The 22,466-nt window shown below is 60.5% G+C and carries 20 protein-coding genes; 9 read left to right on the forward strand and 11 right to left on the reverse strand.

Annotated elements, in window-relative coordinates; translation table 11 throughout:
- Position 1: 1 nt before the first annotated feature.
- A complete protein-coding gene (gene xylF, locus FHX08_RS01340; RefSeq protein WP_132653516.1) occupies positions 2-1,042 on the reverse strand; it encodes a D-xylose ABC transporter substrate-binding protein in 1,041 nt (346 codons plus the stop codon).
- Between the two features lie 226 nt (positions 1,043-1,268).
- Between xylF and FHX08_RS01345 the strand changes: the two genes are divergently transcribed.
- On the forward strand, positions 1,269-2,492 hold the full coding sequence (locus tag FHX08_RS01345) for an ROK family transcriptional regulator (protein ID WP_184326796.1): 1,224 nt from the start codon (positions 1,269-1,271) through the stop codon (positions 2,490-2,492).
- Positions 2,493-2,751: 259 nt separating this feature from the next.
- Here FHX08_RS01345 and iolG read toward each other — a convergent pair whose 3' ends face one another.
- Positions 2,752-3,744, reverse strand: coding sequence for an inositol 2-dehydrogenase (iolG, locus tag FHX08_RS01350; protein ID WP_184326797.1), 993 nt, complete (start codon positions 3,742-3,744; stop codon positions 2,752-2,754).
- Positions 3,745-3,898: 154 nt separating this feature from the next.
- On the opposite strand from iolG, the gene FHX08_RS01355 reads away from it, so the two are divergent.
- Complete coding sequence (locus FHX08_RS01355) at positions 3,899-4,171, forward strand: hypothetical protein (protein WP_184326798.1); 273 nt, start codon at positions 3,899-3,901, stop codon at positions 4,169-4,171.
- An 80-nt stretch (positions 4,172-4,251) separates the two neighbouring features.
- Here FHX08_RS01355 and FHX08_RS01360 read toward each other — a convergent pair whose 3' ends face one another.
- Together FHX08_RS01360 and FHX08_RS01365 are read right to left on the reverse strand one after the other, a co-directional pair.
- On the reverse strand, positions 4,252-4,716 hold the full coding sequence (locus FHX08_RS01360; protein ID WP_184326799.1) for a hypothetical protein: 465 nt from the start codon (positions 4,714-4,716) through the stop codon (positions 4,252-4,254).
- A gap of 58 nt (positions 4,717-4,774) precedes the next feature.
- On the reverse strand, positions 4,775-5,788 hold the full coding sequence (locus FHX08_RS01365) for a LysR substrate-binding domain-containing protein (protein ID WP_184326800.1): 1,014 nt from the start codon (positions 5,786-5,788) through the stop codon (positions 4,775-4,777).
- Between the two features lie 270 nt (positions 5,789-6,058).
- Between FHX08_RS01365 and chvE the strand changes: the two genes are divergently transcribed.
- The 6 genes from chvE (at position 6,059) to araD (ending at position 14,379) form a co-directional block, all read left to right on the forward strand.
- On the forward strand, positions 6,059-7,123 hold the full coding sequence (chvE, locus tag FHX08_RS01370; protein ID WP_132653522.1) for a multiple monosaccharide ABC transporter substrate-binding protein: 1,065 nt from the start codon (positions 6,059-6,061) through the stop codon (positions 7,121-7,123).
- 96 nt (positions 7,124-7,219) lie between these two features.
- A complete protein-coding gene (gene mmsA / locus FHX08_RS01375; protein ID WP_132653523.1) occupies positions 7,220-8,758 on the forward strand; it encodes a multiple monosaccharide ABC transporter ATP-binding protein in 1,539 nt (512 codons plus the stop codon).
- Positions 8,755-9,966: a multiple monosaccharide ABC transporter permease gene (gene mmsB, locus FHX08_RS01380; protein WP_132653524.1), complete on the forward strand. Its 1,212-nt coding sequence runs from the start codon at positions 8,755-8,757 to the stop codon at positions 9,964-9,966. The genes mmsA and mmsB overlap by 4 nt, the downstream gene beginning before the upstream one ends.
- A gap of 107 nt (positions 9,967-10,073) precedes the next feature.
- The gene (gene araD1, locus FHX08_RS01385) at positions 10,074-11,069 is read left to right on the forward strand and encodes an AraD1 family protein (protein ID WP_165911910.1); all 996 of its coding nucleotides are present in this window, start codon (positions 10,074-10,076) and stop codon (positions 11,067-11,069) included.
- A gap of 74 nt (positions 11,070-11,143) precedes the next feature.
- On the forward strand, positions 11,144-12,577 hold the full coding sequence (locus tag FHX08_RS01390; protein ID WP_132653526.1) for an aldehyde dehydrogenase family protein: 1,434 nt from the start codon (positions 11,144-11,146) through the stop codon (positions 12,575-12,577).
- Positions 12,578-12,639: 62 nt separating this feature from the next.
- Complete coding sequence (gene araD / locus FHX08_RS01395) at positions 12,640-14,379, forward strand: L-arabinonate dehydratase (protein WP_132653527.1); 1,740 nt, start codon at positions 12,640-12,642, stop codon at positions 14,377-14,379.
- A 178-nt stretch (positions 14,380-14,557) separates the two neighbouring features.
- On the opposite strand, the gene FHX08_RS01400 is transcribed toward araD, so the two are convergent.
- Together FHX08_RS01400 and FHX08_RS01405 are read right to left on the reverse strand one after the other, a co-directional pair.
- Positions 14,558-15,025 carry an NUDIX domain-containing protein gene (locus FHX08_RS01400; RefSeq protein ID WP_132653528.1) on the reverse strand — a complete coding sequence of 156 codons (468 nt, stop codon included), beginning with the start codon at positions 15,023-15,025 and terminating at the stop codon, positions 14,558-14,560.
- 31 nt (positions 15,026-15,056) lie between these two features.
- Complete coding sequence (locus FHX08_RS01405; protein ID WP_132653529.1) at positions 15,057-15,260, reverse strand: hypothetical protein; 204 nt, start codon at positions 15,258-15,260, stop codon at positions 15,057-15,059.
- A gap of 296 nt (positions 15,261-15,556) precedes the next feature.
- Here FHX08_RS01405 and FHX08_RS01410 point away from each other — a divergent pair, with 296 nt between their 5' ends.
- Positions 15,557-15,802, forward strand: coding sequence for a hypothetical protein (locus tag FHX08_RS01410; RefSeq protein ID WP_132653530.1), 246 nt, complete (start codon positions 15,557-15,559; stop codon positions 15,800-15,802).
- 59 nt (positions 15,803-15,861) lie between these two features.
- On the opposite strand, the gene FHX08_RS01415 is transcribed toward FHX08_RS01410, so the two are convergent.
- From FHX08_RS01415 to FHX08_RS01435, 5 genes are all read right to left on the reverse strand, one after another.
- The gene (locus FHX08_RS01415; protein ID WP_132653531.1) at positions 15,862-16,686 is read right to left on the reverse strand and encodes a transglutaminase family protein; all 825 of its coding nucleotides are present in this window, start codon (positions 16,684-16,686) and stop codon (positions 15,862-15,864) included.
- A 12-nt stretch (positions 16,687-16,698) separates the two neighbouring features.
- Positions 16,699-17,640, reverse strand: a complete 942-nt coding sequence (locus FHX08_RS01420; protein WP_132653532.1) for an alpha-E domain-containing protein — start codon at positions 17,638-17,640, stop codon at positions 16,699-16,701.
- Positions 17,640-19,049, reverse strand: a complete 1,410-nt coding sequence (locus FHX08_RS01425) for a circularly permuted type 2 ATP-grasp protein (protein WP_132653533.1) — start codon at positions 19,047-19,049, stop codon at positions 17,640-17,642. The genes FHX08_RS01420 and FHX08_RS01425 overlap by 1 nt, the downstream gene beginning before the upstream one ends.
- A 298-nt stretch (positions 19,050-19,347) precedes the next feature.
- On the reverse strand, positions 19,348-21,066 hold the full coding sequence (locus tag FHX08_RS01430; protein ID WP_132653534.1) for a DEAD/DEAH box helicase: 1,719 nt from the start codon (positions 21,064-21,066) through the stop codon (positions 19,348-19,350).
- Between the two features lie 218 nt (positions 21,067-21,284).
- Positions 21,285-22,403 carry a DNA alkylation repair protein gene (locus FHX08_RS01435; protein ID WP_132653535.1) on the reverse strand — a complete coding sequence of 373 codons (1,119 nt, stop codon included), beginning with the start codon at positions 22,401-22,403 and terminating at the stop codon, positions 21,285-21,287.
- Positions 22,404-22,466: the final 63 nt, after the last annotated feature.

Here is a 22,466-nt window from a genome sequence, read left to right on the forward strand (position 1 = left end):
ATTAGTCGCAAGCCTTGACGGAGCCGGGCTTGACGCCCTGGCAGGCTTCAGCCTTGGAGATCCAGCCAGCGTCGATGACGACGTTGAGGTTGTCCTTGGTAATGGCCTGCGGCTTCAGGAAGATGGACTGCATCTTCACCTTCTTCGGCCCGCCTTCGAAGGTCTGGACGCCGGCGATCTTGTCCATGGTCGTGCCGCCGGCGAGATCGAGAGCGATTTCGGCAGCGCGCTTGCCGAGCTCACGGCTGTCCTTCCAGACGGAAACCGTCTGCGTGCCCAAAGCGATGCGGTTCAGTGCAGCCTTGTCGGCGTCCTGGCCGGAAACCGGAACGGAGCCGGCCATGCCCTGGGCGTCGAGAGCGGCGACGGCGCCGCCGGCCGTGCCGTCGTTGGAAGCGACGACGGCGTCAACCTTGTTGTTGTTGGCGGTCAGGAACTGCTCCATGTTGCGCTGAGCGTTCTGCGGCAGCCAGCCGTCGGTATAGGCTTCGCCGACATTCTTGATCTTGCCGGCATCGATCGCAGGCTTGAGCACTTCCATCTGGCCGGCGAAGAGGAAGTCGGCGTTCGGGTCGGAAGACGAGCCCTTGATGAAGACGTAGTTGCCTTCCGGCTTGACCTTGAAGACGCCCTCGGCCTGCAGGCGGCCGACTTCCTTGTTGTCGAAGGTGATGTAGAAGGCGGCCGGGTTTTCGATCAGGCGGTCGTAACCGACGACCGGGATACCTTCGCTGGCGGCCTTTTCAACGGCCGGACCGATCGCGTCGGAGTCCTGGGCGAGAATGATGAGAGCGTTTGCGCCCTGCGAGATCAGCGACTCGACGTCGGTGAGCTGCTTTGCGGCCGAAGACTGGGCGTCAGCGGAAATGTACTTTGCGCCCTTGGCTTCGAGAGCCTTCTTGATGGCGGCTTCGTCCGTCTTCCAACGCTCTTCCTGGAAGTTCGACCAGGAAACACCGACCACGAGGTCGGCAGCCATGGCAGCCGTGTGCACGGAAACAAGAATAGCCGCGCCGGCCATCAGCTTAAAAATAGACTTCATATTGTCCTCCCGAGTGAAATGCGGCCGGCCCGGCAATTGCCCCTCCGGCCACCGCGAAAGCCTGTCCAGAAAGGTTCGGATTTTTTTCTCGACAGTCGAGAAATTTAGTGTCAGAGATTTTTTCAACTGTCAACACCGCACTACCGGCTTAATTCCTTTGACGAAAGGGGGCCGGAGATGCTGTGGCAAGTGAGGGGCGGAACGAACATGGAGAGGGCGGCTATACATGCTGACCAAATCGAGCACGGAGCTCGTACGGCAGAGAAACAGCGTGCTCGTGCTCGCCACTCTTCGCCGCCACAGGGCTCTTGCTCACACTGAGATATCCGATTTCACGCGGCTTTCGTCTGCGACCGTTTCTGCCATCACGGCGGATCTCGAAAAGGCGCAGATTATCGAGAAATCCGAGCAGCAGGCCGCAAGCGGGCGCGGGCGGCCGCGCGTGCTTCTGCGCCAGCGGCGCGACTGCGGCTATCTCATCGTCGTCATCATCTCCTCCGATGCCGTGCAATATTCGCTGGTCGATTATGCCGGCAAACTGATCGACCGTTTCAGCGAGGAGCGGTCGCATGATCCGGCGGGAGCCGCCCGCTTCGTGAACGGCGTGCGGAATGGGCTTGAACGTATCTTGTCGCGCTCGCGCATCGAACGGGAAAAAGTGCTGCTGATCTCGATCAGCAGCAAGGGGCTGGTGAATTCGGCCGAGCCGGTGCTCATCTGGTCGCCGATCTTCGGCAACGACCGGATCGATTTCGAATCGGCGCTCAAGCCTGAGTGGCAGGCGAAGGTCATCCTCGACAACGAGACGCTATTGGTTGCCGCCGCGCTCGGCGCGCGGGAGGAAAATGTCAAAGGCGCCGATTTCCGGTCGCTGGCGGCGCTTTCGCTCGGACACAGCATCGGGCTCGGGATCGTCAGGCGGACGAGCCATGGCGGGCGTGAAGTCTCCGCGCCCAATTTCGGGCATATGCTGCATATGGCCAATGGCGGGCTCTGCCGCTGCGGCACGCGTGGCTGCATCGAGGCTTACGCCGGCTTCTACGCGATCCTGCGCACGGCCTTCGAAGTGCCGCTCGATACGATCCCGGCGAAATTCGTGCCGCTTGCGGAGCTCGACAAGATCGCAGCTAGGGCGCGGCAGGGCCACCGCATCTCCGGCTTCGCCTTCCGGCAGGCGGGCTTGGCGCTCGGCAATGGGCTGTCGCGCATGCTGAGCCTGACCGAGCGCATGCCGATCGCCATTACCGGGCCGGGAACGCGGTTCTACGACCTGATGCGGCAGGGGATCGAGGAGGGGCTCGGCCAATCGCATGTCGTGCGCATGGAGGGCATGCCGGAGATCAGGGTCGTTGCGGACGAGCAGAACCTCGTCTTCGAGGGCCATCTGAACCGGGCGCTGGCGGTGATCGATGAGGATATTGTCGTGGCGGGTGTGCAGGGGACGGAGTGAGGGCGTGTGTTCCCCAAAAAATGAAGACCCCGCCCCAAACCCCTCCCCACAAGGGGGAGGGGCTTAAATTGCCGCACCCGCTTTCCAAACTTTCGATGTTTCGGAAGAAGCGAGGCGGTGCGGCCGGGTTAGTCCCTCCCCCCTGTGGGGAGGGGTTGGGCAGGGGTCTTTTTAAGGTTCGCCCTCACACGCATCAAAACGAGAAATGGCCGGGCGGGTGCCCGGCCATCTCATGGTGGCGACCGTCGGGAGAGGGCGGTCAGCCGATCTTGACGAGCTTGCCTTCCTTGACGGACTGGACGGCGGCATCGGCGAGCGCCAGCGCTGCAAGGCCGTCGGCGCCGGAAGGGGAGATCTTCGAACCCTTCTCGATCGCCGAGATGAAGCTTGCGATCTCGTTGGCATAGGCTTCGGTGTAGCGGGTCATGAAGAAGTCGTGCAGCGGCGGACGGGTATAGCCTTCGGCGTTGGCGACTTCGATCGAGACGGGGCGCTGGTTTTCCGCCGAGACGACGCCCTTGGAACCGTGCGCCTCGATACGCTGGTCATAGCCATAGGTGGCGCGGCGCGAGTTGGAAATGATCGCCTGCTTGCCGGAAGCAGTCTGCAGGATGACGGAGACGCTGTCGTAATCGCCGGCTTCGCCGATTGCCTTGTCGACGAGCACGGCAGCGGTCGCGACGACCGAGACCGGCTCTTCGCCGAGCAGGAAGCGGGCCATGTCGAAATCGTGGATCGTCATGTCGCGGAAGATGCCGCCGGAGCGCTTGATGTAATCGACCGGCGGGGCACCCGGATCGCGCGAGGTAATCGTCACCATCTCGACATCGCCGATCTTGCCCTCGTCGATGACCTTGCGCACGGCCATGAAATGCGGGTCGAAGCGGCGGTTGAAGCCGACCATCAGCTTGGCGCCGGTTTCTTCCACCACCTTGATGCAGGCTTTCACGCGCGCAACGTCGAGGTCGATGGGCTTTTCGCAGAAGATCGCCTTGCCGGCGCGGGCGAAGCGCTCGATGAGATCCGCATGGGTATCGGTCGGCGTGCAGATGACGACCGCATCGATATCCTTGGCGGCTTCAATTGCTTCAATGGTGCGCACGTCGCAGCCATAGGCGGAGGCGATCGCTTCGGCCGCCTGGGGGAAGGCGTCGGCGACGGCCACGAGCTTCGCATTGGCATCGCCGCTGACGGCTTTCGCATGCACCTTGCCGATGCGGCCGGCGCCGAGAAGACCAAATCTCACTGTCATAACTGCCTCCCTAGATTCGGAACAAATAAACCGAATTGATACAAGTTTAGAATTTTCATTCCATTTTCCGGTCGCCGCGTCAAGCCCGCGGCCCTTTCACATTTGTGAAATCCATCCTAAAGACAAGTGACTTCAATGCGACGACGAGTGAGAGATGCAGCTTATCGACCCCAACCATCCGGCCTATCGACACCTCTGGGTTCGCATCCTCATTGTCGCAGTCTGTTTTGGCTGGGCAGGTCTCGAATTTATCGGCGGCGATCCCTTCTGGGGCGTGCTTGCGGGTGCCGTCGGCGCCTATGCCTTCTATATGCTGATCTGGACCTTCGATCCCAAGCCGCCGGAGCCGGCGCCTGCCGTCGTCATCGATGAGGACGAGGAGGACGCTGATGAGCCTGCTACCAAGGAAGAGAAGAAGGCCGAATAATGAAAGCCTGGGTAGGAGCCACGCTTCAATTCCTTATCTGACGCAGGTCGTTATCGCCGCGCGCTCTTTCGCGACCTGCTTTAGCGCGGCAGCCGGCGCATCGCTTCGTCGATCAGGAGATTGGCAATCATCATGCGTCTGTTGGCATTGTCGCGGAAGGGCAGGGCGACGCCGTCGGGATGATTGGTCTTGGCGAAGGCGCGGCGCTTCTCATTCAATGTCTGCTGCGTATCGGCGGCGGAGATCATAAGTTCAGCGGCAACCTCTTCCGGCGCGGTGCGGGCCAGGTGTTCGGGCATGACCGGCTCGGGCGAAGGCGCGGGCGGTTTGGGCGCCTCGATCACAGACTCGGGGCCGAGATTGTCGAAATAGGCTTCGCCGACGCGCTGCGAGGCAGCCGAGACACCTTCCATCACATCGAAGGCAAGGCCCGTCGAAAAGCCGGACACGCGGTGGGCAGCCGGCTCTTCCGTTTCGCCGGTCGCGTCTTCTTCCGCTTTCAGCCGTTCGAGAACGGATTGGAATATCGATTGTCCGAACAGCATGCGCCTTCCCTTGCGAAGGGGCGCATTAGACGAGGCCAAGTTGGCGCCGGGCTGGATTTTATCCCTTCGCCTGCCGAGTGCTCTCTTCCAGGATGAGACTGTAGAGCAGCCGGGCGCTCGGCGGCAGCGCCCGTTCGCGCACGGTGATCAGGCTGTAGGGCTTCACATTGATCTCGAAGTCGATCGGCAGGATGCGCACATCCGATGCATTCGAACTCTGTGACGCGAGGAACTGGGCGACATCGATGGCGACGGGGGCGATCGCATCCGTCGCGCAGATGATGGCGCAGGTCAAAAGCAGCGAGGAAGTGTTGACGACGTTTTCCGGAAGCTGGACGGCGCGCGACAGGAAGATGTCCTCGATCGTGCGGCGGAGCAGCGTGCCGGGCGGCTGGAACACCCAGTCATAATCCCTGATCTCCTCGAGGCTGCTCGGCTTCTTCTTCTTCTTTAACAGAGGATGGCCGCTGCGCACGATCAGGCAGGCCCTCTCGATGCCGATCTCGCGCACCTCGAAAAGGCGTGGGTTCAGGTCATCGGGTATGCGGCTGATGATGAAGTCGTGGCGGGCGGCCAGTAGCTCGCGGGCAAGCACATTGCTGGTCTCGACCTGGATGCTGACGTCGATGCCTGGGAAGGTCTTGCGCACCATGTTGATGGCGGGAACGACGAGGCTCATGGCGGGCGCGGTGACCGCACCGATGAAGACCGAGCCGCCCTTGCCGCTCTTCAGTTCGCCGATCTCGCGGCTCGCCTCGCGAAGTTCCAGAAGGATCTTGCGCGCACGCCTGGCGAGTGCCTCGCCGAAGGTCGTGAGCATCACCCCGCGCGCCACCCGCTCATAGAGCGGAGTCTTCACGATCGATTCCATATCGGACAGCATTCGGGACGCCGCCGGCTGCGAGATATTCAGCACCTCGGCGGCGGCGGAAATCTGCCCGCTATCTTCGATTGCGACAATCATACGCAGGTGATTCAGCTTAAGCCCCGCGCGCAGAAGGCCATCATCGCCAAAATTGTCGCTGTTTATGTCGACATGTTCCAACGAAAACGGCTCCGAGATAATCGTCATGGTTGCAGCCTCCCCGCTGCGCTCCATCAAAAGTAATACTTTTTAACGATATACCAAAATTGTTATGCACATTACCAGTTATTCTATTTGACAGTTATAGGAATCCATACCAGTTTGCCGCCGTGTGCTGGTTGGCACTCAACACGTGTGAGATCGTGGAGGAGACCTACTTCGTTTCTCACCATCTGAAGTAACTATCCAATACGGAACCTGCCACAGTTTCGGGGCGGGCGATTTTTCGTCCGTCAATCTTTAACAAGGGAGAGAGAAATGAAATCCATTATCTCATTGATGGCTGCGGCTGCCTTCGGCGTCGCTTCGTTCGTTGCGCCGGCTATGGCAGCGGACAAGGGCACCGTCGGTATCGCAATGCCGACGAAGGCTTCGGCCCGTTGGATCGACGACGGCAACAACATCGTCAAGCAGCTCCAGGCTGCCGGTTACGGCACCGACCTGCAGTATGGCGACGACGACATTCCGAACCAGCTTTCGCAGATCGAAAACATGGTCACGAAGGGCGTCAAGGTTCTCGTCATCGCCTCGATCGACGGCACCACGCTTTCCGACGTTCTGCAGAAGGCCCATGACGCCGGCATCAAGGTCATCGCTTACGACCGCCTGATCCGCGACTCGGCCAACGTCGACTACTACGCCACCTTCGACAACTTCCAGGTCGGCGTTCTGCAGGCAAACTCCATCGTCGACGGTCTCGGCCTCAAGGATGGCAAGGGCCCGTTCAACATCGAACTCTTCGGCGGTTCGCCTGACGACAACAACGCCTTCTTCTTCTACGACGGCGCGATGTCTGTCCTGCAGCCCTACATCGACTCCGGCAAGCTCGTCGTGAAGTCCGGCCAGACCGGCATGGACAAGGTCGGCACGCTGCGTTGGGATCCGGCAACGGCCCAGGCCCGCATGGACAACCTGCTCTCGGCCAACTACACCGACGCCAAGGTCGATGCCGTTCTGTCTCCCTATGATGGCCTCTCGATCGGCATCATCTCGTCGCTGAAGGGCGTCGGTTACGGCACTGCGGCTCAGCCGCTGCCGATCGTCACCGGCCAGGACGCTGAAATCCCGTCGGTCAAGTCGATCATCGCTGGCGAACAGCACTCGACGATCTTCAAGGACACCCGCGAACTCGCCAAGGTCACCGTTGCCATGGTCGATGCCGTCATGTCCGGCAAGGAGCCCGAAGTCAACGACACGAAGACCTACGACAACGGCGTCAAGGTCGTTCCGTCCTATCTGCTGAAGCCGGTTGCCGTCGACAAGAGCAACTACAAGCAGATCCTCGTCGACAGCGGTTACTACACCGAAGACAAGCTGAAGTAAGTTGAACAGGAGGCCGGAGCCCGCGCTTGCGGGTTCCGGCCTTGGATTTTATGATCGCCCAGCCGGTTTTTGGCTGCAGGCGCTGGAACTTTGACTATGGACAACACCATCCTAGAAATGCGGAGCATCACCAAGACGTTCCCGGGCGTAAAAGCTCTGGAGAACGTGAACCTCAAGGTTCGCAAGGGTGAGATTCACGCATTGGTAGGCGAAAACGGGGCCGGCAAGTCGACCCTGATGAAAGTGCTATCGGGCGTCTACCCGACCGGAACTTATGAAGGCGATATCGTCTATGAAGGCGAGACCCGCCACTTCAAGGTTCTGAAGGATTCCGAAGAAATCGGTATCGTCATCATCCACCAGGAGCTGGCGCTCGTGCCCCTGTTGTCGATCGGGGAAAATATCTTCCTCGGCAACGAAAACGCCAAGAACGGCGTCATCAGCTGGGACGAAACGTTCAACCGCACGAAGCAACTGCTCAAGAAGGTTGGCCTGCAGGAATCTCCGAACACGCTCGTCACCGACATCGGCGTCGGCAAGCAGCAGCTCGTCGAGATCGCCAAGGCGCTGTCGAAGAGCGTCAAGCTGCTCATCCTCGACGAGCCGACGGCCTCGCTCAACGAAAGCGATTCCGACGCTCTGCTGACCCTGTTGATGGAGTTCCGCAAGCAGGGCATCACCTCGATCATCATTTCCCACAAGCTGAACGAGATCCGCAAGGTCGCCGACCAGATCACGGTCCTGCGCGACGGCATGACCGTCAAGACGCTCGACTGTCACAAGGACGAGATCAGCGAAGACATCATCATCAAGAACATGGTGGGCCGCGACCTCGAAGACCGCTATCCGCCGCGTTCGGTGCCGATCGGCGAGACGATCTTCGAAGTCAAGAACTGGAATGGTTTCCACCAGCAGCACCGCGACCGCCAGGTCCTGCACGATATCAACCTGAATGTCCGAAAGGGCGAGGTTGTCGGCATCGCCGGGCTGATGGGCGCCGGCCGCACCGAGTTCGCCATGAGCGTCTTCGGCAAGACCTATGGCCACAAGATCAGCGGCGAGGTCTTCGTCGGCGGCAAGAAGGTCGATACATCGACCGTTCGCAAGGCGATCGACGCCGGTCTCGCCTATGTGACCGAAGACCGCAAACATCTCGGCCTCGTGCTGGGCGAGTCGATCGTCCACAATACGACACTCGCCAATCTGCAGGCGGTATCGAATGCCTCTGTCATCGACAGCGTCAAGGAATCACGGGTCGCGGCCGACTATCGGTCCAAGCTGCGTATCCGTTCCTCCAGCATCTTTCAGGAAACGGTCAATCTTTCCGGCGGCAACCAGCAGAAGGTAGTGCTGTCGAAGTGGTTGTTCTCCGACCCCGATGTCCTGATCCTGGACGAACCGACGCGCGGCATCGATGTTGGCGCAAAATACGAAATCTATACTATCATCAACCAGCTTGCCGCCGATGGAAAGGGCGTTCTGATGATCTCATCGGAAATGCCCGAACTGCTTGGCACTTGTGACCGCATCTACGTGATGAACGAAGGACGCATCGTCGCTGAACTGCCGAAGGGAGAAGCAAGCCAGGAAACCATCATGCGCGCTATCATGCGCTCAGGGGAGAAGAAACAATGACGCCGATCAATCAACCCATCGCCGAGCAAGGGCGTGTCGTCTCCATCGGGGACTACCTTCGCGGCAACATCCGCGAATATGGCATGTTCATCGCGCTCATCGCGATCATGGTGTTCTTCCAGTTCTCGACCGGTGGTGTTCTCTTCAAACCGCTCAACCTGACGAACATCATTCTGCAGAACTCGTTCATCGTCATCATGGCGCTGGGCATGCTGCTGGTCATCGTCGCCGGCCATATCGACCTTTCGGTCGGATCCGTCGTCGGCTTCATCGGCGCCATCGCCGGCGTGATGACGGTGCAGTGGCACACCAATTACGTTCTTGCAGGTATCGTCTGCCTTGCTCTCGGCGCGCTCGTCGGCGGCGTCCAGGGGTATTTCGTCGCCTATCACAAGATCCCGTCCTTCATCGTTACGCTTGCCGGCATGCTGGTCTTCCGCGGCCTGACGCTGTTCGTGATGACGGCTTCGGGAACCGGCACCAGCATCGGTCCTTTCCCTCCCGCTTTCCAGCTGATCAGTATCGGTTTCCTGCCCAACCTTTTCGATATGGGCGGCATCAACTCGACCTCGATCATTCTGACCGTTATCGGCGCCGTAGCTCTCTTCTACCTGGCGTGGCGCAAGCGCCTGTCGAACGAGAAGCATGGCAACGACGTCGAGCCGCTCGGCTTTTTCCTCGCCCAGAATGCGCTCGTCACCTTCGCCATTCTGGCGCTCGGCTATCAGCTGTCGATCTATCGCGGCTTCCCGAACGTGCTCGTCGTCATGCTGGCCCTGATCGCAGCTTACGCTTTCATCACGCGCCGCACGACGATTGGTCGCCGTATCTACGCCATGGGCGGCAACGAGAAGGCGACGAAGCTTTCCGGTATCAATACCGAAAGACTGACGTTCCTGACCTTTGCAAATATGGGTCTGCTTGCCGGCCTGGCTGGCCTCATCGTCGCGCTGCGCCTGAACTCGGCAACGGCCAAAGGCGGCTTCGGTCTTGAACTTGACGTTATCGCAGCGTGCTTCATCGGCGGCGCGTCCGCCCAGGGCGGCGTCGGCAAGGTGACCGGCGCTGTCATCGGTGCTCTGATCATGGGCATCATGAACAACGGCATGTCGATCCACGGTCTTGGCACTGACTCCCAGCAGATGGTCAAGGGTGCGGTGCTGCTCGCTGCCGTGTTCTTCGACGTCTACAACAAAAACAAGGGCTGAGCGCAGGCTCGACCCACGCATCGCAGTCATATGAAAATTGAATTCCGGCTCCGGATGGAGCCGGAGCAGCGAAGCTTTGCGATCGCCAAACGAGAAGGATGAAGACCGTGCTTATTTCGCAGATCAAGGGCGCAAGCGGAGAGATCATCGTCGCCGTGCGCGAACCGGGTGCCGCCGCCAAGGCCGTCAAGGGCGCCGAGAGCGTCTACGCCCTGGCGATGGAAGCCGCAAACAGCGGCAAATCCCTCGCCTCCGTCATCGAGGCTCACGGATACGGCGATACCGTCGATCTGGAAAAGGCCTATGCGGAAGGCCGCTTCCTGGCGCCGATCACGCATCCCGATGCCGCGCATCTGCATCTGACCGGCACGGGCCTGACGCATCTGGGATCGGCTGCGACGCGCGATTCCATGCACAAGAAGACGACCGAGGCGGCAGAGGAAACTCTGACCGACTCGATGAAGATGTTCAGGATGGGCCTCGAAGGCGGCAAGCCCGCCGCCGGCCAGAAGGGCGTTCAGCCCGAGTGGTTCTACAAGGGCAACGGCTATGGAGCCGCTGCTCCGGGTGCCCCGCTCGTTTCGCCTTCTTTCGCGCTCGACGGCGGCGAAGAGCCTGAGATGGCCGGCATCTACGTCATCGCCAAGGACGGCACGCCGTTTCGTATCGGCTTTGCCCTTTCGAACGAGTTTTCCGATCACGTCACCGAGCGGATCAACTATCTCTACCTCGCCCATTCGAAGCTGCGCCCGGCAAGCTTCGGCCCGGAAATCCGCATCGGCGTTGCCCCTGAGGATATCCGCGGTGCGTCGCGCATCAAGCGCGGCGACAAGGTGATTTTCGAAAAGCCGTTCCTGTCGGGCGAAGCGAACATGTCGCACACTTTTGCCAATCTGGAATATCACCATTTCAAATATGGCATCTTCCGCGTACCCGGCGATGTGCATGTACATATGTTCGGTACTGCGACGCTTTCCTTTGCCGATGGCATCAAGACGGAAGAGGGCGATGTCTTCGAAATCGAGGTGGCCGAATTCGGTCTGCCGCTGCGCAACCCGCTGAAGATTGCCGCCGAAGAAGAAATCGCCGTCAAGCAGCTCTGATATTCGAGGTCCGGCCGTGTCTTGCGCGCGGCCGGCTCGCCTTTTGTAAGCGGTAGAGGAGGCTCGTTAAGCCCATGACCATTTATCAAAACCTGATCGCCGGCGAATGGGTCGGTTCGGACGCAACGAAGAATATCAATCCATCGGACACGAATGAAGTCGTCGGTCTCTATGCCACGGGCAGTGCCGAAGACACCAAGGCGGCGATCGCGGCTGCCAAGGCGGCCTTTCCCGCCTGGTCCCGTTCCGGCATCTGGGAACGCCACGTCATCCTGAAGAAGGCTGGCGACGAGATCATGGCGCGCAAGGACGAACTCGGCGCTCTGCTCGCCCGCGAGGAAGGAAAGACGCTGCCCGAGGCGATCGGTGAAACGATCCGCGCATCGCAGATCTTCGAATTTTTCGCCGGTGAAGCGCTGCGCCTGGCAGGCGAGGTCGTTCCCTCGGTGCGTCCTGGCATCGGTATCGAGATCACCCGTGAGCCGCTCGGCGTCATCGGCATCATCACGCCCTGGAACTTCCCGATCGCCATTCCCGCCTGGAAGATCGCTCCGGCGCTCTGCTACGGCAACACTGTCGTCTTCAAGCCGGCCGATCTGGTTCCCGGCTGTTCCTGGGCGATCACCGACATCCTGCACCGCGCAGGCCTGCCGAAGGGCGTGCTGAACCTCGTCATGGGCAAGGGCTCGGTCGTCGGTCAGGCCATGCTCGATAGCCCTGACATTGCCGGCATCACCTTCACTGGTTCGACCGGCACGGGAAAACGCGTCGCCACCTCTTCTATCGAGCATAACCGCAAGTTCCAGCTGGAAATGGGCGGCAAGAACCCGATGGTCGTGCTCGACGATGCCGATCTGACCGTCGCCGTCGAAGCTGCCGCCAATTCCGGCTTCTTCTCCACCGGCCAGCGCTGCACGGCTTCGTCGCGGCTGATCGTTACCGAGGGCATCCACGACAAGTTTGTTGCCGCGTTGACCGAGAAGCTGAAGACCATCGTCGTCGACAACGCCATGAAGCCCGGTACCCATATCGGCCCTGTCGTCGATGAGCGGCAGCTGAAGACCGATACCGATTATATCGAAATCGGCAAGAAGGAAGGCGCCAAGCTTGCCTTCGGCGGCGAACTGCTCTCGCGCGAAACGCCCGGCTTCTATCTGCAGCCGACGCTCTTTATCGAGGCGACCAATCAGATGCGCATTTCGCGCGAAGAGATCTTCGGGCCCGTTGTCTCCGTCATCCGCGTCAAGGATTACGAAGAGGCGCTGGCGACCGCCAACGACACGCCGTTCGGCCTGTCTGCCGGCATTGCCACGACGAGCCTGAAGCATGCGACGCATTTCAAGCGCAACTCCGAGGCCGGCATGGTGATGGTGAACCTGCCGACCGCCGGCGTCGACTTCCACGTTCCCTTCGGCGGCCGCAAGGGCTCGTCCTACGGCCCGCGCGAGCAGGGCAAGTACGCCGCCGAATTCTACACAACCGTCAAGACGGCCTACACCCTGGCTTGAGACGAAGTGCGATAACCCTGATCGTACGAGGCGGTCAGGGGGTATCCTGAAGGACAGAGATTATGAAGAAGAAAGCAGAATGGCCGCGTAAGCTGAGGTCGCAGGAATGGTACGGCGGCACGAGCCGCGATGTGATCTATCACCGCGGCTGGCTGAAGAACCAGGGATATCCGCACGACCTGTTCGACGGCCGTCCGGTCATCGGTATCCTCAACACCTGGTCGGACATGACGCCGTGCAACGGTCATCTGCGCGAGCTCGCCGAAAAGGTGAAGGCAGGCGTTTGGGAAGCCGGCGGCTTCCCGCTCGAGGTGCCGGTCTTTTCGGCTTCCGAAAACACCTTCCGCCCGACGGCGATGATGTACCGCAACCTTGCGGCTCTGGCGGTCGAAGAAGCGATCCGCGGTCAGCCGATGGATGGCTGCGTGCTGCTCGTTGGCTGCGACAAGACCACGCCGTCGCTGCTGATGGGTGCCGCCTCCACCGATCTTCCGTCGATCGTCGTCACCGGCGGTCCGATGCTGAACGGCTATTTCCGCGGCGAGCGCGTCGGCTCCGGCACGCATCTGTGGAAGTTCTCCGAGATGGTGAAGGCCGGCGAGATGACGCAGGCCGAATTCCTCGAGGCCGAAGCTTCGATGAGCCGTTCGTCGGGTACCTGCAACACGATGGGTACGGCCTCCACCATGGCTTCCATGGCGGAAGCGCTCGGCATGGCGCTGTCCGGCAATGCCGCGATTCCAGGCGTGGATTCCCGCCGCAAGGTCATGGCGCAGCTCACCGGCCGCCGCATCGTGCAGATGGTCAAGGACGACTTGAAGCCTTCCGACATCATGACGAAGCAGGCCTTCGAAAACGCCATCCGCACCAATGCGGCGATCGGCGGATCGACCAATGCCGTCATCCACCTGCTGGCCATCGCCGGCCGCGTCGGCATCGACCTTTCGCTCGACGATTGGGACCGTTGCGGCCGCGACGTGCCGACCATCGTCAACCTGATGCCGTCGGGCAAGTACCTGATGGAAGAGTTCTTTTATGCTGGCGGCCTGCCGGTCGTGCTGAAGCGCCTCGGCGAAGCCGGCCTGCTGCACAAGGACGCGCTGACGGTGTCGGGCGAAACCGTCTGGGACGAAGTCAAGGACGTCGTCAACTGGAACGAAGACGTCATCCTGCCGGCTGAAAAGGCGCTGACCTCTTCGGGCGGCATCGTCGTCCTGCGCGGCAATCTTGCGCCGAAGGGCGCGGTGCTGAAGCCGTCTGCCGCTTCGCCGCACCTGATGGTGCATAAGGGTAGGGCGGTCGTCTTCGAGGATATCGACGACTACAAGGCCAAGATCAACGACGACAGTCTCGATATCGACGAGAACTGCGTCATGGTCATGAAGAACTGCGGTCCGAAGGGCTATCCGGGCATGGCCGAAGTCGGCAACATGGGTCTGCCGCCGAAGGTGCTCAAGAAGGGCATCACCGACATGGTGCGCATTTCCGACGCGCGCATGTCCGGTACGGCCTATGGCACCGTCGTGCTGCACACCTCGCCGGAAGCGGCCGTCGGCGGCCCGCTCGCTGTTGTCCGCAACGGCGACATGATCGAGCTCGACGTGCCGAACCGTCGCCTGCATCTCGATATTTCCGAAGAGGAACTGGCGCTGCGCCTGGCCGAATGGCAGCCGAACCATGATCTGCCGACCTCGGGCTACGCCTTCCTGCATCAGCAGCATGTCGAAGGGGCCGATACCGGCGCCGACCTCGACTTTCTCAAGGGATGCCGCGGCAGCGCTGTCGGCAAGGACAGCCACTGATCCAGCCTATTCCGGACTGAACATTGAAAGGCGGGGCGAGAGCTCCGCCTTTCAATTATATGCCGTGCAGTCAGTATTTGTCGCGAGACTGAGATCTTGGCGGGTTTTGCGACAAACCGCATCGATCAGTGTGCGGGAGGACGGCCAACGGTAAGGGACTTACCGCATCTGAGCGTTCTTATTTCCCCTTTTTCTCCAGGAAATCATGCAGGATCTGTCTTTGCCCCTTGTGCATCTTAAACTCCGCTTCCTTGGCGCAAAACCAACCTGCACGGTCGACTTCGGGAAAGACCTCCGTCTTCCCCGAGCGCGGCGGCCATTCCAATTTAAAGGTTGAACTGAGTTCGACTCTGGGCTCGAAGCCACTTTCGGCTTCCGTGAGCCAGACGATAACGAGCTTTCCGCCAGGCTGCTTGTATTCGCCAAGACGCTCGAAGGGGCCGGAGACATTGACTCCAAGTTCTTCGAAAGTCTCCCGGCGGGCAGCGGCAAGTTCATCTTCGCCCTCTTCGACAAGACCCTTTGGTATCGACCACGCGGCCTCATCCTTTCCCTTCCAGAACGGTCCGCCGGGATGGACAAGCAGCACTTCCACCGCCGTATCTACAGAACGGTAAATAAGGAGCCCTGCGCTTCGGACAGCCATCGGGGATTCCTGACGTTAACCAGGAGAGGTTCTAAACAGCCGACGGCGAAACGCGATCGGAAGGTGCCGCTACAAGTTCTGCCATCATTTCCTTGGCCCGGACGATCGCCGCTTCGTCTTGCATGCCAGGCTCCGCCGACATTCGAACAGTGATCAAGTCGTTTCCTTCGCCCCGGAATTCCACCGTAATCGTTCCAGCCGTCGTTCCTGCAACGTTCGTATTTTCCAGCCGCATCGCGACCTCCGTTGAATAAGCGTAGCGTTTCTCCGCGAAAATGGATGATGGCGGACCTGCCTGACAGTGGCCGAGGCGAACGCGACAGTCTTCATTCTATTCGCCGACGGCCCTGATGGAAATGGTCCGGCGACCAGACGCGATGCACTCCGGTTCTTCCGGAAGACGAGAGTGCAAGCCAGGGGATTTCCGTCCAAGCGGCTAGCCTATCGTATAGGCGGCCCCACCTTCGAGTATGATACTCGTCGTGACTTCAATGCAGCTAACTTCTCATCGGACAACCAATGGAGAATTCGATGAGAACGAAGTCCGAAGTATCCGAGATGCCGATTTTCCCGCTCTTCGTGATCGGCACAACTATGCTCGCAATCATCTTGTATCTGGTCGCTTCCCAAGCGCTACTACCTAAGCTACGCGGAAACCGCGTCTACGTACCGTCGGCCTACGGCGTCTCGGATGATCTATCTTCGGCGCAGGCCATGGCCACTTCATCCGAGTTTACCTTCGAAAAGCCTAGACACATCGGGGCCGGCGGCCCTTGATCGCGTGTCTGCCGGGTTTGACGGCCGACCAGTTCGTCCAGGACGAAGCCGCGCTTTTGTCAGCTCTGGCTTTGGCTCTGCATCTGGCCGCCGTCCTGGACCTTCACGATGACGGACAGCTTTTCGCCCGGCGTGCCGATGCGCATGCCCGAGACCGGCGCGGCGTCACGGTAGCAGAGGCCGGAGGCCGTGCGGACGTAACGGTCATCGGGGCAGATCTTATTGGCGGGGTCGAAACCGACCCAGCCGAGGCCCGGAATATGAGCCTCGCCCCAGGCATGGGTGGCAGCCTGCTCGACCTTTTCTTCCATCATCAGGTAGCCGGAGACGTAGCGCGACGGAATATCCAGTAAACGCGCCGCAGCGACAAAGATATGGGCATGATCCTGGCAGACGCCGCTCTTGTTCTCCAGCGCCTGTTCGGCTGATGTTTCGGTGCTGCTGGTGCCGGGCTTGTATTCCACCGCCTCGTGGATTGCCGCCATCAGCGCATGCATGCGGGCAAGCGCGTTCTCGCCGCTTACCTCCTTGATCAGTTCCCTCACCAGCTTGCCGCTCTTCGTCAGCGGCGTCTCGCGCAGGAAGAGCCAGAGCGGGCAGAAGCCGGTGTGAGGCCCGATAACGCCGTTGCGATCCTCGGTTTCGACCTCGCCTTCCGCGACGATGCGCGTTACCTGCTGCTCGCCTTCCAGCGAGACGAGGTTCACATGGTTGCCGTACTGGTCGTCATATTCGACTTCGGACTTGGCGCCTTCCACATGCAGCGACCAGTTGATCACGGTCTGGCCCACCGTGGTCGGCGGCGTCAGGCGCAAGCGCTGCAGGGAAAACTGCGCCGGCTCGTCGTAGCGGTATTCGGTGAGGTGGCTGATTTTCAGTCTCATGATCTGACCCGCTTAAGCATAGAACCGGTAGCCATCGGAGATCTCGTTGCCGAGCTTGTTGTTGCGCGAGACGAAATCCTCGAGGAACTCATGCAGGCCCTGATCCATGATATCCTTGATCTTCAGGGTCTGCAGTGCTGCGCGGATCGCATCCGCCGTGTCGTGGGCAGGCAGGCGCTCGTCGTAGTCCTTGGCGATATAGCCGAGATTGCTGACGATCTTCTCGTAGCAATAGGCGAGCGAGCGTGGCATCTGGCCGTTCAGGATCAGGAAATCGGCGATGTTCATGGCGCGGTATTCGCCGTCATAGGCCCAGCTGTAGGAACGATGGGCAGAGACCGAGCGCAGGATGGATTCCCACTGGACATTGTCGACCGAAGAGCCGACCTGCGAGATCGACGGCAGAAGCACGTAATATTTCACGTCGAGGATGCGGCTCGTATTGTCCGCGCGCTCGATGAAGGTGCCGATGCGAGCGAAATTATAGAGCTCGTTCCTCAGCATTGAGCCGTGGAATGCGCCGCGGATGAGGCCGGCGCGATGCTTGATGACATCGATGACTTCGGGCAGTTCGGCGGCCTTCAGCTTTTTCGACAGCAGCTCCTTGAGGTCGATCCAGCATTCGTTGGTCGCTTCCCAGGTCTCGCGTGTCAGCGCGGTGCGCACCATGCGGGCATTGTTGCGGCCGAAATCGATGCAGGACATGACGCTCGACGCGTTGGAACGATCACGCAGCAGGTAGTCGATCGCGTCGGGGCCGGTCAGTTTCGTATGCGTCTCGTCGTAGAGTTCACGCACGCCGGCACTTTGCAAGACACCGTCCCAGTTGTCGTCGCCGGAATCGCTGCGGGTCAGCGACATGCGCAGGCCGGCATCGACGAGGCGTGCGATATTCTCCGCGCGCTCGATATACCGGAACATCCAGTAGAGCCCGTTTGCAGTTCTTCCGAGCATCAGTCCTCCAATACCCAGGTGTCTTTGGTGCCGCCGCCCTGGCTGGAATTGACGACCAGCGAGCCCTGCTTCAGTGCCACGCGGGTGAGCCCGCCCGGAATGATCTGCACCTTGTCGGAGACCAGCACATAGGGGCGCAGGTCGACATGGCGGGGTGCGATGCCCTTGTTGACGAGGATCGGGACGGTGGAGAGCGAAAGCGTCGGCTGGGCAATGTAGTTGCTCGGCTTGGCCTTCAGCTTCTCGGCGAAATCCGCGCGTTCCTTCTTCGATGCGGTCGGGCCGACAAGCATGCCGTAGCCGCCGGAACCATGCACTTCCTTGACGACCAGTTCTTCCAGATGTTCCAGCACATATTTCAGGCTCGATGCTTCCGAGCAGCGCCAGGTCGGCACATTCTCGAGGATCGGCTTGCGACCGGTATAGAACTCGACGATCTCGGGCATGTAGGAATAGATCGCCTTGTCGTCGGAAATGCCGGTGCCGGGCGCGTTCGCAATCGTGATGTTGCCGGAGCGGTAGACATCCATGATGCCGGGAATGCCGAGCGCCGAATCCGGCCGGAAGGTGAGGGGGTCGAGGAAGTCGTCATCGACGCGGCGGTAGAGTACGTCGATCGCCTCATAGCCGCGCGTGGTGCGCATCTTCACCTTGCCGTCGATGACGCGCAGGTCCGAGCCTTCGACGAGTTCGACACCCATCGTGTCGGCGAGGAACGAATGTTCGTAATAGGCGGAATTATAGATGCCGGGCGTCAGCACCGCGACACGCGGCTTGCCCTTGCAGCCGGGAGGGGCGAGCGAAGCAAGGCTCTGGCGCAGAAGATAGGGATAATCCTCGACGCGCTGCACACGGTTCTCATGGAAGAGCTCCGGGAACATCTGCATCATCGTTTCCCGGTTCTCCAGCATGTAACTGACGCCCGAGGGTGTGCGGGCATTATCCTCCAGCACATAGAACTGGTCTTCGCCCGTTCGGACGATATCGGTCCCGACGATGTGGGTGTAGACGCCGCCCGGCGGACGAAAGCCGATCATTTCGGGCAGGAAAGCATCGTTCTTTTCGATCAGCTCGCGCGGGATACGGCCGGCGCGGATGATTTCCTGCTTGTGATAGATGTCGTCCAGAAAGGCGTTGAGCGCGATCACCCGCTGCTCGATACCCTGGGCGAGCTTGCGCCATTCGCGGCCGGAGATGATGCGGGGGATGATGTCGAAGGGGATGAGCTTTTCGGAACTGTCGGCGTGGCCGTAAACTGCGAAGGTGATGCCGGTTTTGCGGAAGATATTTTCCGCATCGCGGGATTTTGCAATCAGATGCGCTCGGTCTTGGCTGTTGTACCACTCAAAGTATTTTTCATATGGCGTTCGGGGACTTTCGTCGCCCGTGATCATTTCATCAAATGCCAAAGGTGTGGCTCCCCTTTTTTGTTCATTTGAATACAACGCAAAAGGCAATGCAAGAACCATGCACAGTTCGCATGGAAGATTCATAAAATCTTTTGCAGCGCAAAAAGCGGCTGAAAAACTGGGCATTTACCAGGGCTTAGCGGGATGCGAGTTCATATCGAACCTGACATGTCGCACAAAAGATGAGCAGGTGATTATTTCCTGCTCCGCCAATGGACCAAACTCTATCCGGTGCAGAAGGTCGTAGACGGGCAAAAGGAAAGGGCCGGATCGCTCCGGCCCTCATGATGTCTCAAGCTTATGCGCGTTCGCGGCGCTGGCCGCCGCCCTTGCGGCGCATGCCGCCGCTACCGTCACGGCGCTGCTCGCCATTCTGCTGGTCGCCGTGATTGCGTGGCGGGCGGCCATGGACGTGCTGCTTGTTGCCGCGATGATGGCCGGTCGCTTCAGCCGGCTGAGCCGGGCGCTGTTGCTGCTTGCGGGAAGGGCGGAAATCAGAGGTCGACGCCAGATCGTTGTCAGGGCCGAGATCCGGTGTCCGTTCGTCGCGACGCTGGCCGCGGAAATCCTGGTTGCGGCGATCGTTGCGCTGCGGACGGTTGCGACGCTCCTCACCGGCACGGACTTCAGAAGCTTCGCCTTCGTGGCGGGGACGACGGTCGCCGTGGCCGGCGGGACGACCGCTGCCGTTGCGGGTTTCGCTGCGGCCGCCTTCGCGGCGCTCTCCACCGCGCTGGCTGCCTTCGCCGCGACCACCTTCACCGCGACTACCCTGGCCACGTTGCTGGCCCTGGCCACGGCCGCGATTGGTGCTGCGGGGAGCCGCACGCAGATCGGCCGGCGGCTCGCCGCTGGCAACGGTGATCTCGATGCCCATCAGCTTTTCGATATCGCGCAGCAGGCGGGCCTCATCTGGGGCGCAGAAAGCAATGGCAATACCGTCGCGGCCGGCACGCGCCGTGCGGCCGATGCGGTGGACGTATGCATCCGGCACTTCCGGAAGATCGTAATTAAAGACGTGGCTGACAGCAGGGATATCAATGCCGCGGGCGGCGACGTCGGTCGCAATCAGCGTCTTGATGGAGCCGTCGCGGAAGCCTTTGAGCGCCCGTTCGCGCTGGCCCTGGCTCTTGTTGCCGTGAATGGAGGCGACCGAGTAACCGACCTGTTCCAGATGCTTGGCGAGCTTTTCGGCGCCGTGCTTGGTGCGCAGGAAGACGATCGCGCGGCCGTCAGGATTTTCGGTCAGCGACTTCTTCAGAAGAACGGTCTTGTCGTTCTTGCCGGGAACGAAGTGCACGTACTGTTCCACCTTGTCGGCAGCCTTGCCCGGAGGCGTCACTTCGACCTTGACCGGATCGGTCAGGTAATCGCCGGCGAGATCGGCAATCGCCTTCGGCATGGTCGCCGAGAAGAGCATGGTCTGGCGGCGCTTCGGCACCATCTTGGCGATCTTGCGCAGGTCGTGCACGAAGCCGAGGTCGAGCATCTGATCGGCTTCGTCGAGCACGAGGTAGCGCACGGCGGTCAGCGTGATGGCGTTGCGGTTGCAGAGATCGAGCAGGCGACCGGGTGTGGCCACGAGGATATCGGAGCCACGCTCGAGCTGAAGCTGCTGCTTGTTGATGGAGACACCGCCGACGACGACATTGATGCGCAGCGGCGACTTGCGGATGAACTTCCGCAGATTGTCGGCGATCTGGTTCACCAGTTCGCGGGTGGGAGCCAGGATCAGCGTGCGGACCGAGCGATTGTCGGGGCGCTTTTCTTCCTTGAGCAGGCGCTCGAGGAGCGGCAGGCCGAAGGCTGCGGTCTTGCCGGTGCCGGTCTGGGCGAGACCGATGAGATCGCGACCCTGGATGAGGAGAGGAATAGCCTGTTCCTGGATGGGCGTCGGGGTTTCGATGCCGAGCTGGAACAGAGTGGCGACGACCGGCTTGGAGACGCCGAGCGATTCAAAATTGGTCAAGTCATAACCTTTTAGGGCGCGCCAAAAACAAACGCCGGCTCGCGACATTGCGGTCCGGTGTCAATCTGGCGTCAAGAACCCCGCGTGAAATGGGAACTTGTAAGTTGGAAAAAGCTTTCCAGCGCGTCTTGCCGCTTTTGGAACACGGCATCATCAGAATGCGCTCTATCCTTCTTCAGCATCTGTTGCAGTGGCACGCTCACGCGGCGGCCGGAAGGTGAAAGCTGAGTGCCATGTGGTCTATTTCCTACCGAAAGTCAAGGGGATCAGCCAATAGCGGGTTCTGAAGGCATTGAAAGTACGAAAGCTCCCGAGGCTGTCTCCGCGCCATTGATGAGAATGACGACACGATGTTCGCCGGGATAATAGCGCCGCGTCGTGATCGGCCGCATCGCGTGGCGGCGCTGAACCACATGGTCTTCACCGGCTGCCAGCGTGACGGTTTTCCATTTGAAGACCTTCGGCGAGAGCGTACCGTCAGCCTTCATGTGATAGATCGCATAGTCGATCATCAGGGATTGTGCGGCCCTGCCGGCATTGCGCACACGGATTTCGAAATCCAGCCCCTCGCCGAAAAGCACCGATGGATTGAGCAGCCGCAATTCGCATTTCAGAGCTGATGCCGCGCCGAAGCCGAAATTGGCGAGCGCCTGAGCATGGCCCTTCTTCAGCAGCGTGCGCGAGGCGTGTTTCAGGAGCCAGCGGCGCTCGGCCGATGCAGCTTCGATATGGTCGGCGATGAAGGCCGCGACGAGATCCGGGTGATCTTTGGCGATATCATTCAGGCTGTTTGCGACGGAGCGGCGGACATAATCTTCGGGATCGTCCATCAGCGCTGTCAGGATCGGCAGGATGGGAGAGGGGTCTTTGATCAACTGCGGCAGTCGCATCGCCCAGGGCAGACGCGGGCGGGTGCCCTCGCTCGCCAGCCGGCGGACGTGGTGGTTCCGATCCTCAACCCAGCGGGCGATCGTTGTAAGCGCGCGCTGTTGATCCTTATGAATGAACTGGCGGATGCCGAATTCTGCCGTGAAATGCGGCGTCAGTGCTTTCAGGAGCTCGAGTGCGATATCGAAATGCTCAAGGCCGCGCGCGGCGATGAACTGGTTGACGGGCAGCAGCATCCAGCCCGAGAGTCCTGCCCTGCCTGACGTCGGAAGGCTCGCCTTCAGGATGGCGGCGGCTTCAGGAAAATCCTTGGGAAGGATTGTAAATAACGCGTCTCGGATCAGCGCCGATCGCTCCATCAGTTCCAGAGCTGCGAGGCCGTCGGTTGCGAGCCTTGCGAAGCGCTCCTTATCGAAGGACGGTGCGTTGCCGGCAATGAGATCGGCCATGTCGCCGACCAGCCCTTCATGCAGCAGGTTCTTGAGCGGTTCGGGCATCGCATGTCCTCCCTTGGGTCATGCGATGCATGGACTGGCGCCGCCGGGAGGTCAAGCGGCGCC

It is taken from the genome of Rhizobium sp. BK529, assembly GCF_014194105.1.
Classification (GTDB): Bacteria; Pseudomonadota; Alphaproteobacteria; order Rhizobiales; family Rhizobiaceae; genus Rhizobium.

Excerpts from the sequence above, each read along its gene's own strand:
- xylF (WP_132653516.1), bottom strand. The coding sequence starts at position 1,042 with ATGAAGTCTATTTTTAAGCTGATGGCCGGCGCGGCTATTCTTGTTTCC.
- FHX08_RS01345 (WP_184326796.1), top strand. The coding sequence starts at position 1,269 with ATGCTGACCAAATCGAGCACGGAGCTCGTACGGCAGAGAAACAGCGTG.
- iolG (WP_184326797.1), bottom strand. The coding sequence starts at position 3,744 with ATGACAGTGAGATTTGGTCTTCTCGGCGCCGGCCGCATCGGCAAGGTG.
- FHX08_RS01355 (WP_184326798.1), top strand. The coding sequence starts at position 3,899 with ATGCAGCTTATCGACCCCAACCATCCGGCCTATCGACACCTCTGGGTT.
- FHX08_RS01360 (WP_184326799.1), bottom strand. The coding sequence starts at position 4,716 with ATGCTGTTCGGACAATCGATATTCCAATCCGTTCTCGAACGGCTGAAA.
- FHX08_RS01365 (WP_184326800.1), bottom strand. The coding sequence starts at position 5,788 with ATGACGATTATCTCGGAGCCGTTTTCGTTGGAACATGTCGACATAAAC.
- chvE (WP_132653522.1), top strand. The coding sequence starts at position 6,059 with ATGAAATCCATTATCTCATTGATGGCTGCGGCTGCCTTCGGCGTCGCT.
- mmsA (WP_132653523.1), top strand. The coding sequence starts at position 7,220 with ATGGACAACACCATCCTAGAAATGCGGAGCATCACCAAGACGTTCCCG.
- mmsB (WP_132653524.1), top strand. The coding sequence starts at position 8,755 with ATGACGCCGATCAATCAACCCATCGCCGAGCAAGGGCGTGTCGTCTCC.
- FHX08_RS01390 (WP_132653526.1), top strand. The coding sequence starts at position 11,144 with ATGACCATTTATCAAAACCTGATCGCCGGCGAATGGGTCGGTTCGGAC.
- araD (WP_132653527.1), top strand. The coding sequence starts at position 12,640 with ATGAAGAAGAAAGCAGAATGGCCGCGTAAGCTGAGGTCGCAGGAATGG.
- FHX08_RS01400 (WP_132653528.1), bottom strand. The coding sequence starts at position 15,025 with ATGGCTGTCCGAAGCGCAGGGCTCCTTATTTACCGTTCTGTAGATACG.
- FHX08_RS01405 (WP_132653529.1), bottom strand. The coding sequence starts at position 15,260 with ATGCGGCTGGAAAATACGAACGTTGCAGGAACGACGGCTGGAACGATT.
- FHX08_RS01410 (WP_132653530.1), top strand. The coding sequence starts at position 15,557 with ATGAGAACGAAGTCCGAAGTATCCGAGATGCCGATTTTCCCGCTCTTC.
- FHX08_RS01415 (WP_132653531.1), bottom strand. The coding sequence starts at position 16,686 with ATGAGACTGAAAATCAGCCACCTCACCGAATACCGCTACGACGAGCCG.
- FHX08_RS01420 (WP_132653532.1), bottom strand. The coding sequence starts at position 17,640 with ATGCTCGGAAGAACTGCAAACGGGCTCTACTGGATGTTCCGGTATATC.
- FHX08_RS01430 (WP_132653534.1), bottom strand. The coding sequence starts at position 21,066 with ATGTCGCGAGCCGGCGTTTGTTTTTGGCGCGCCCTAAAAGGTTATGAC.
- FHX08_RS01435 (WP_132653535.1), bottom strand. The coding sequence starts at position 22,403 with ATGCCCGAACCGCTCAAGAACCTGCTGCATGAAGGGCTGGTCGGCGAC.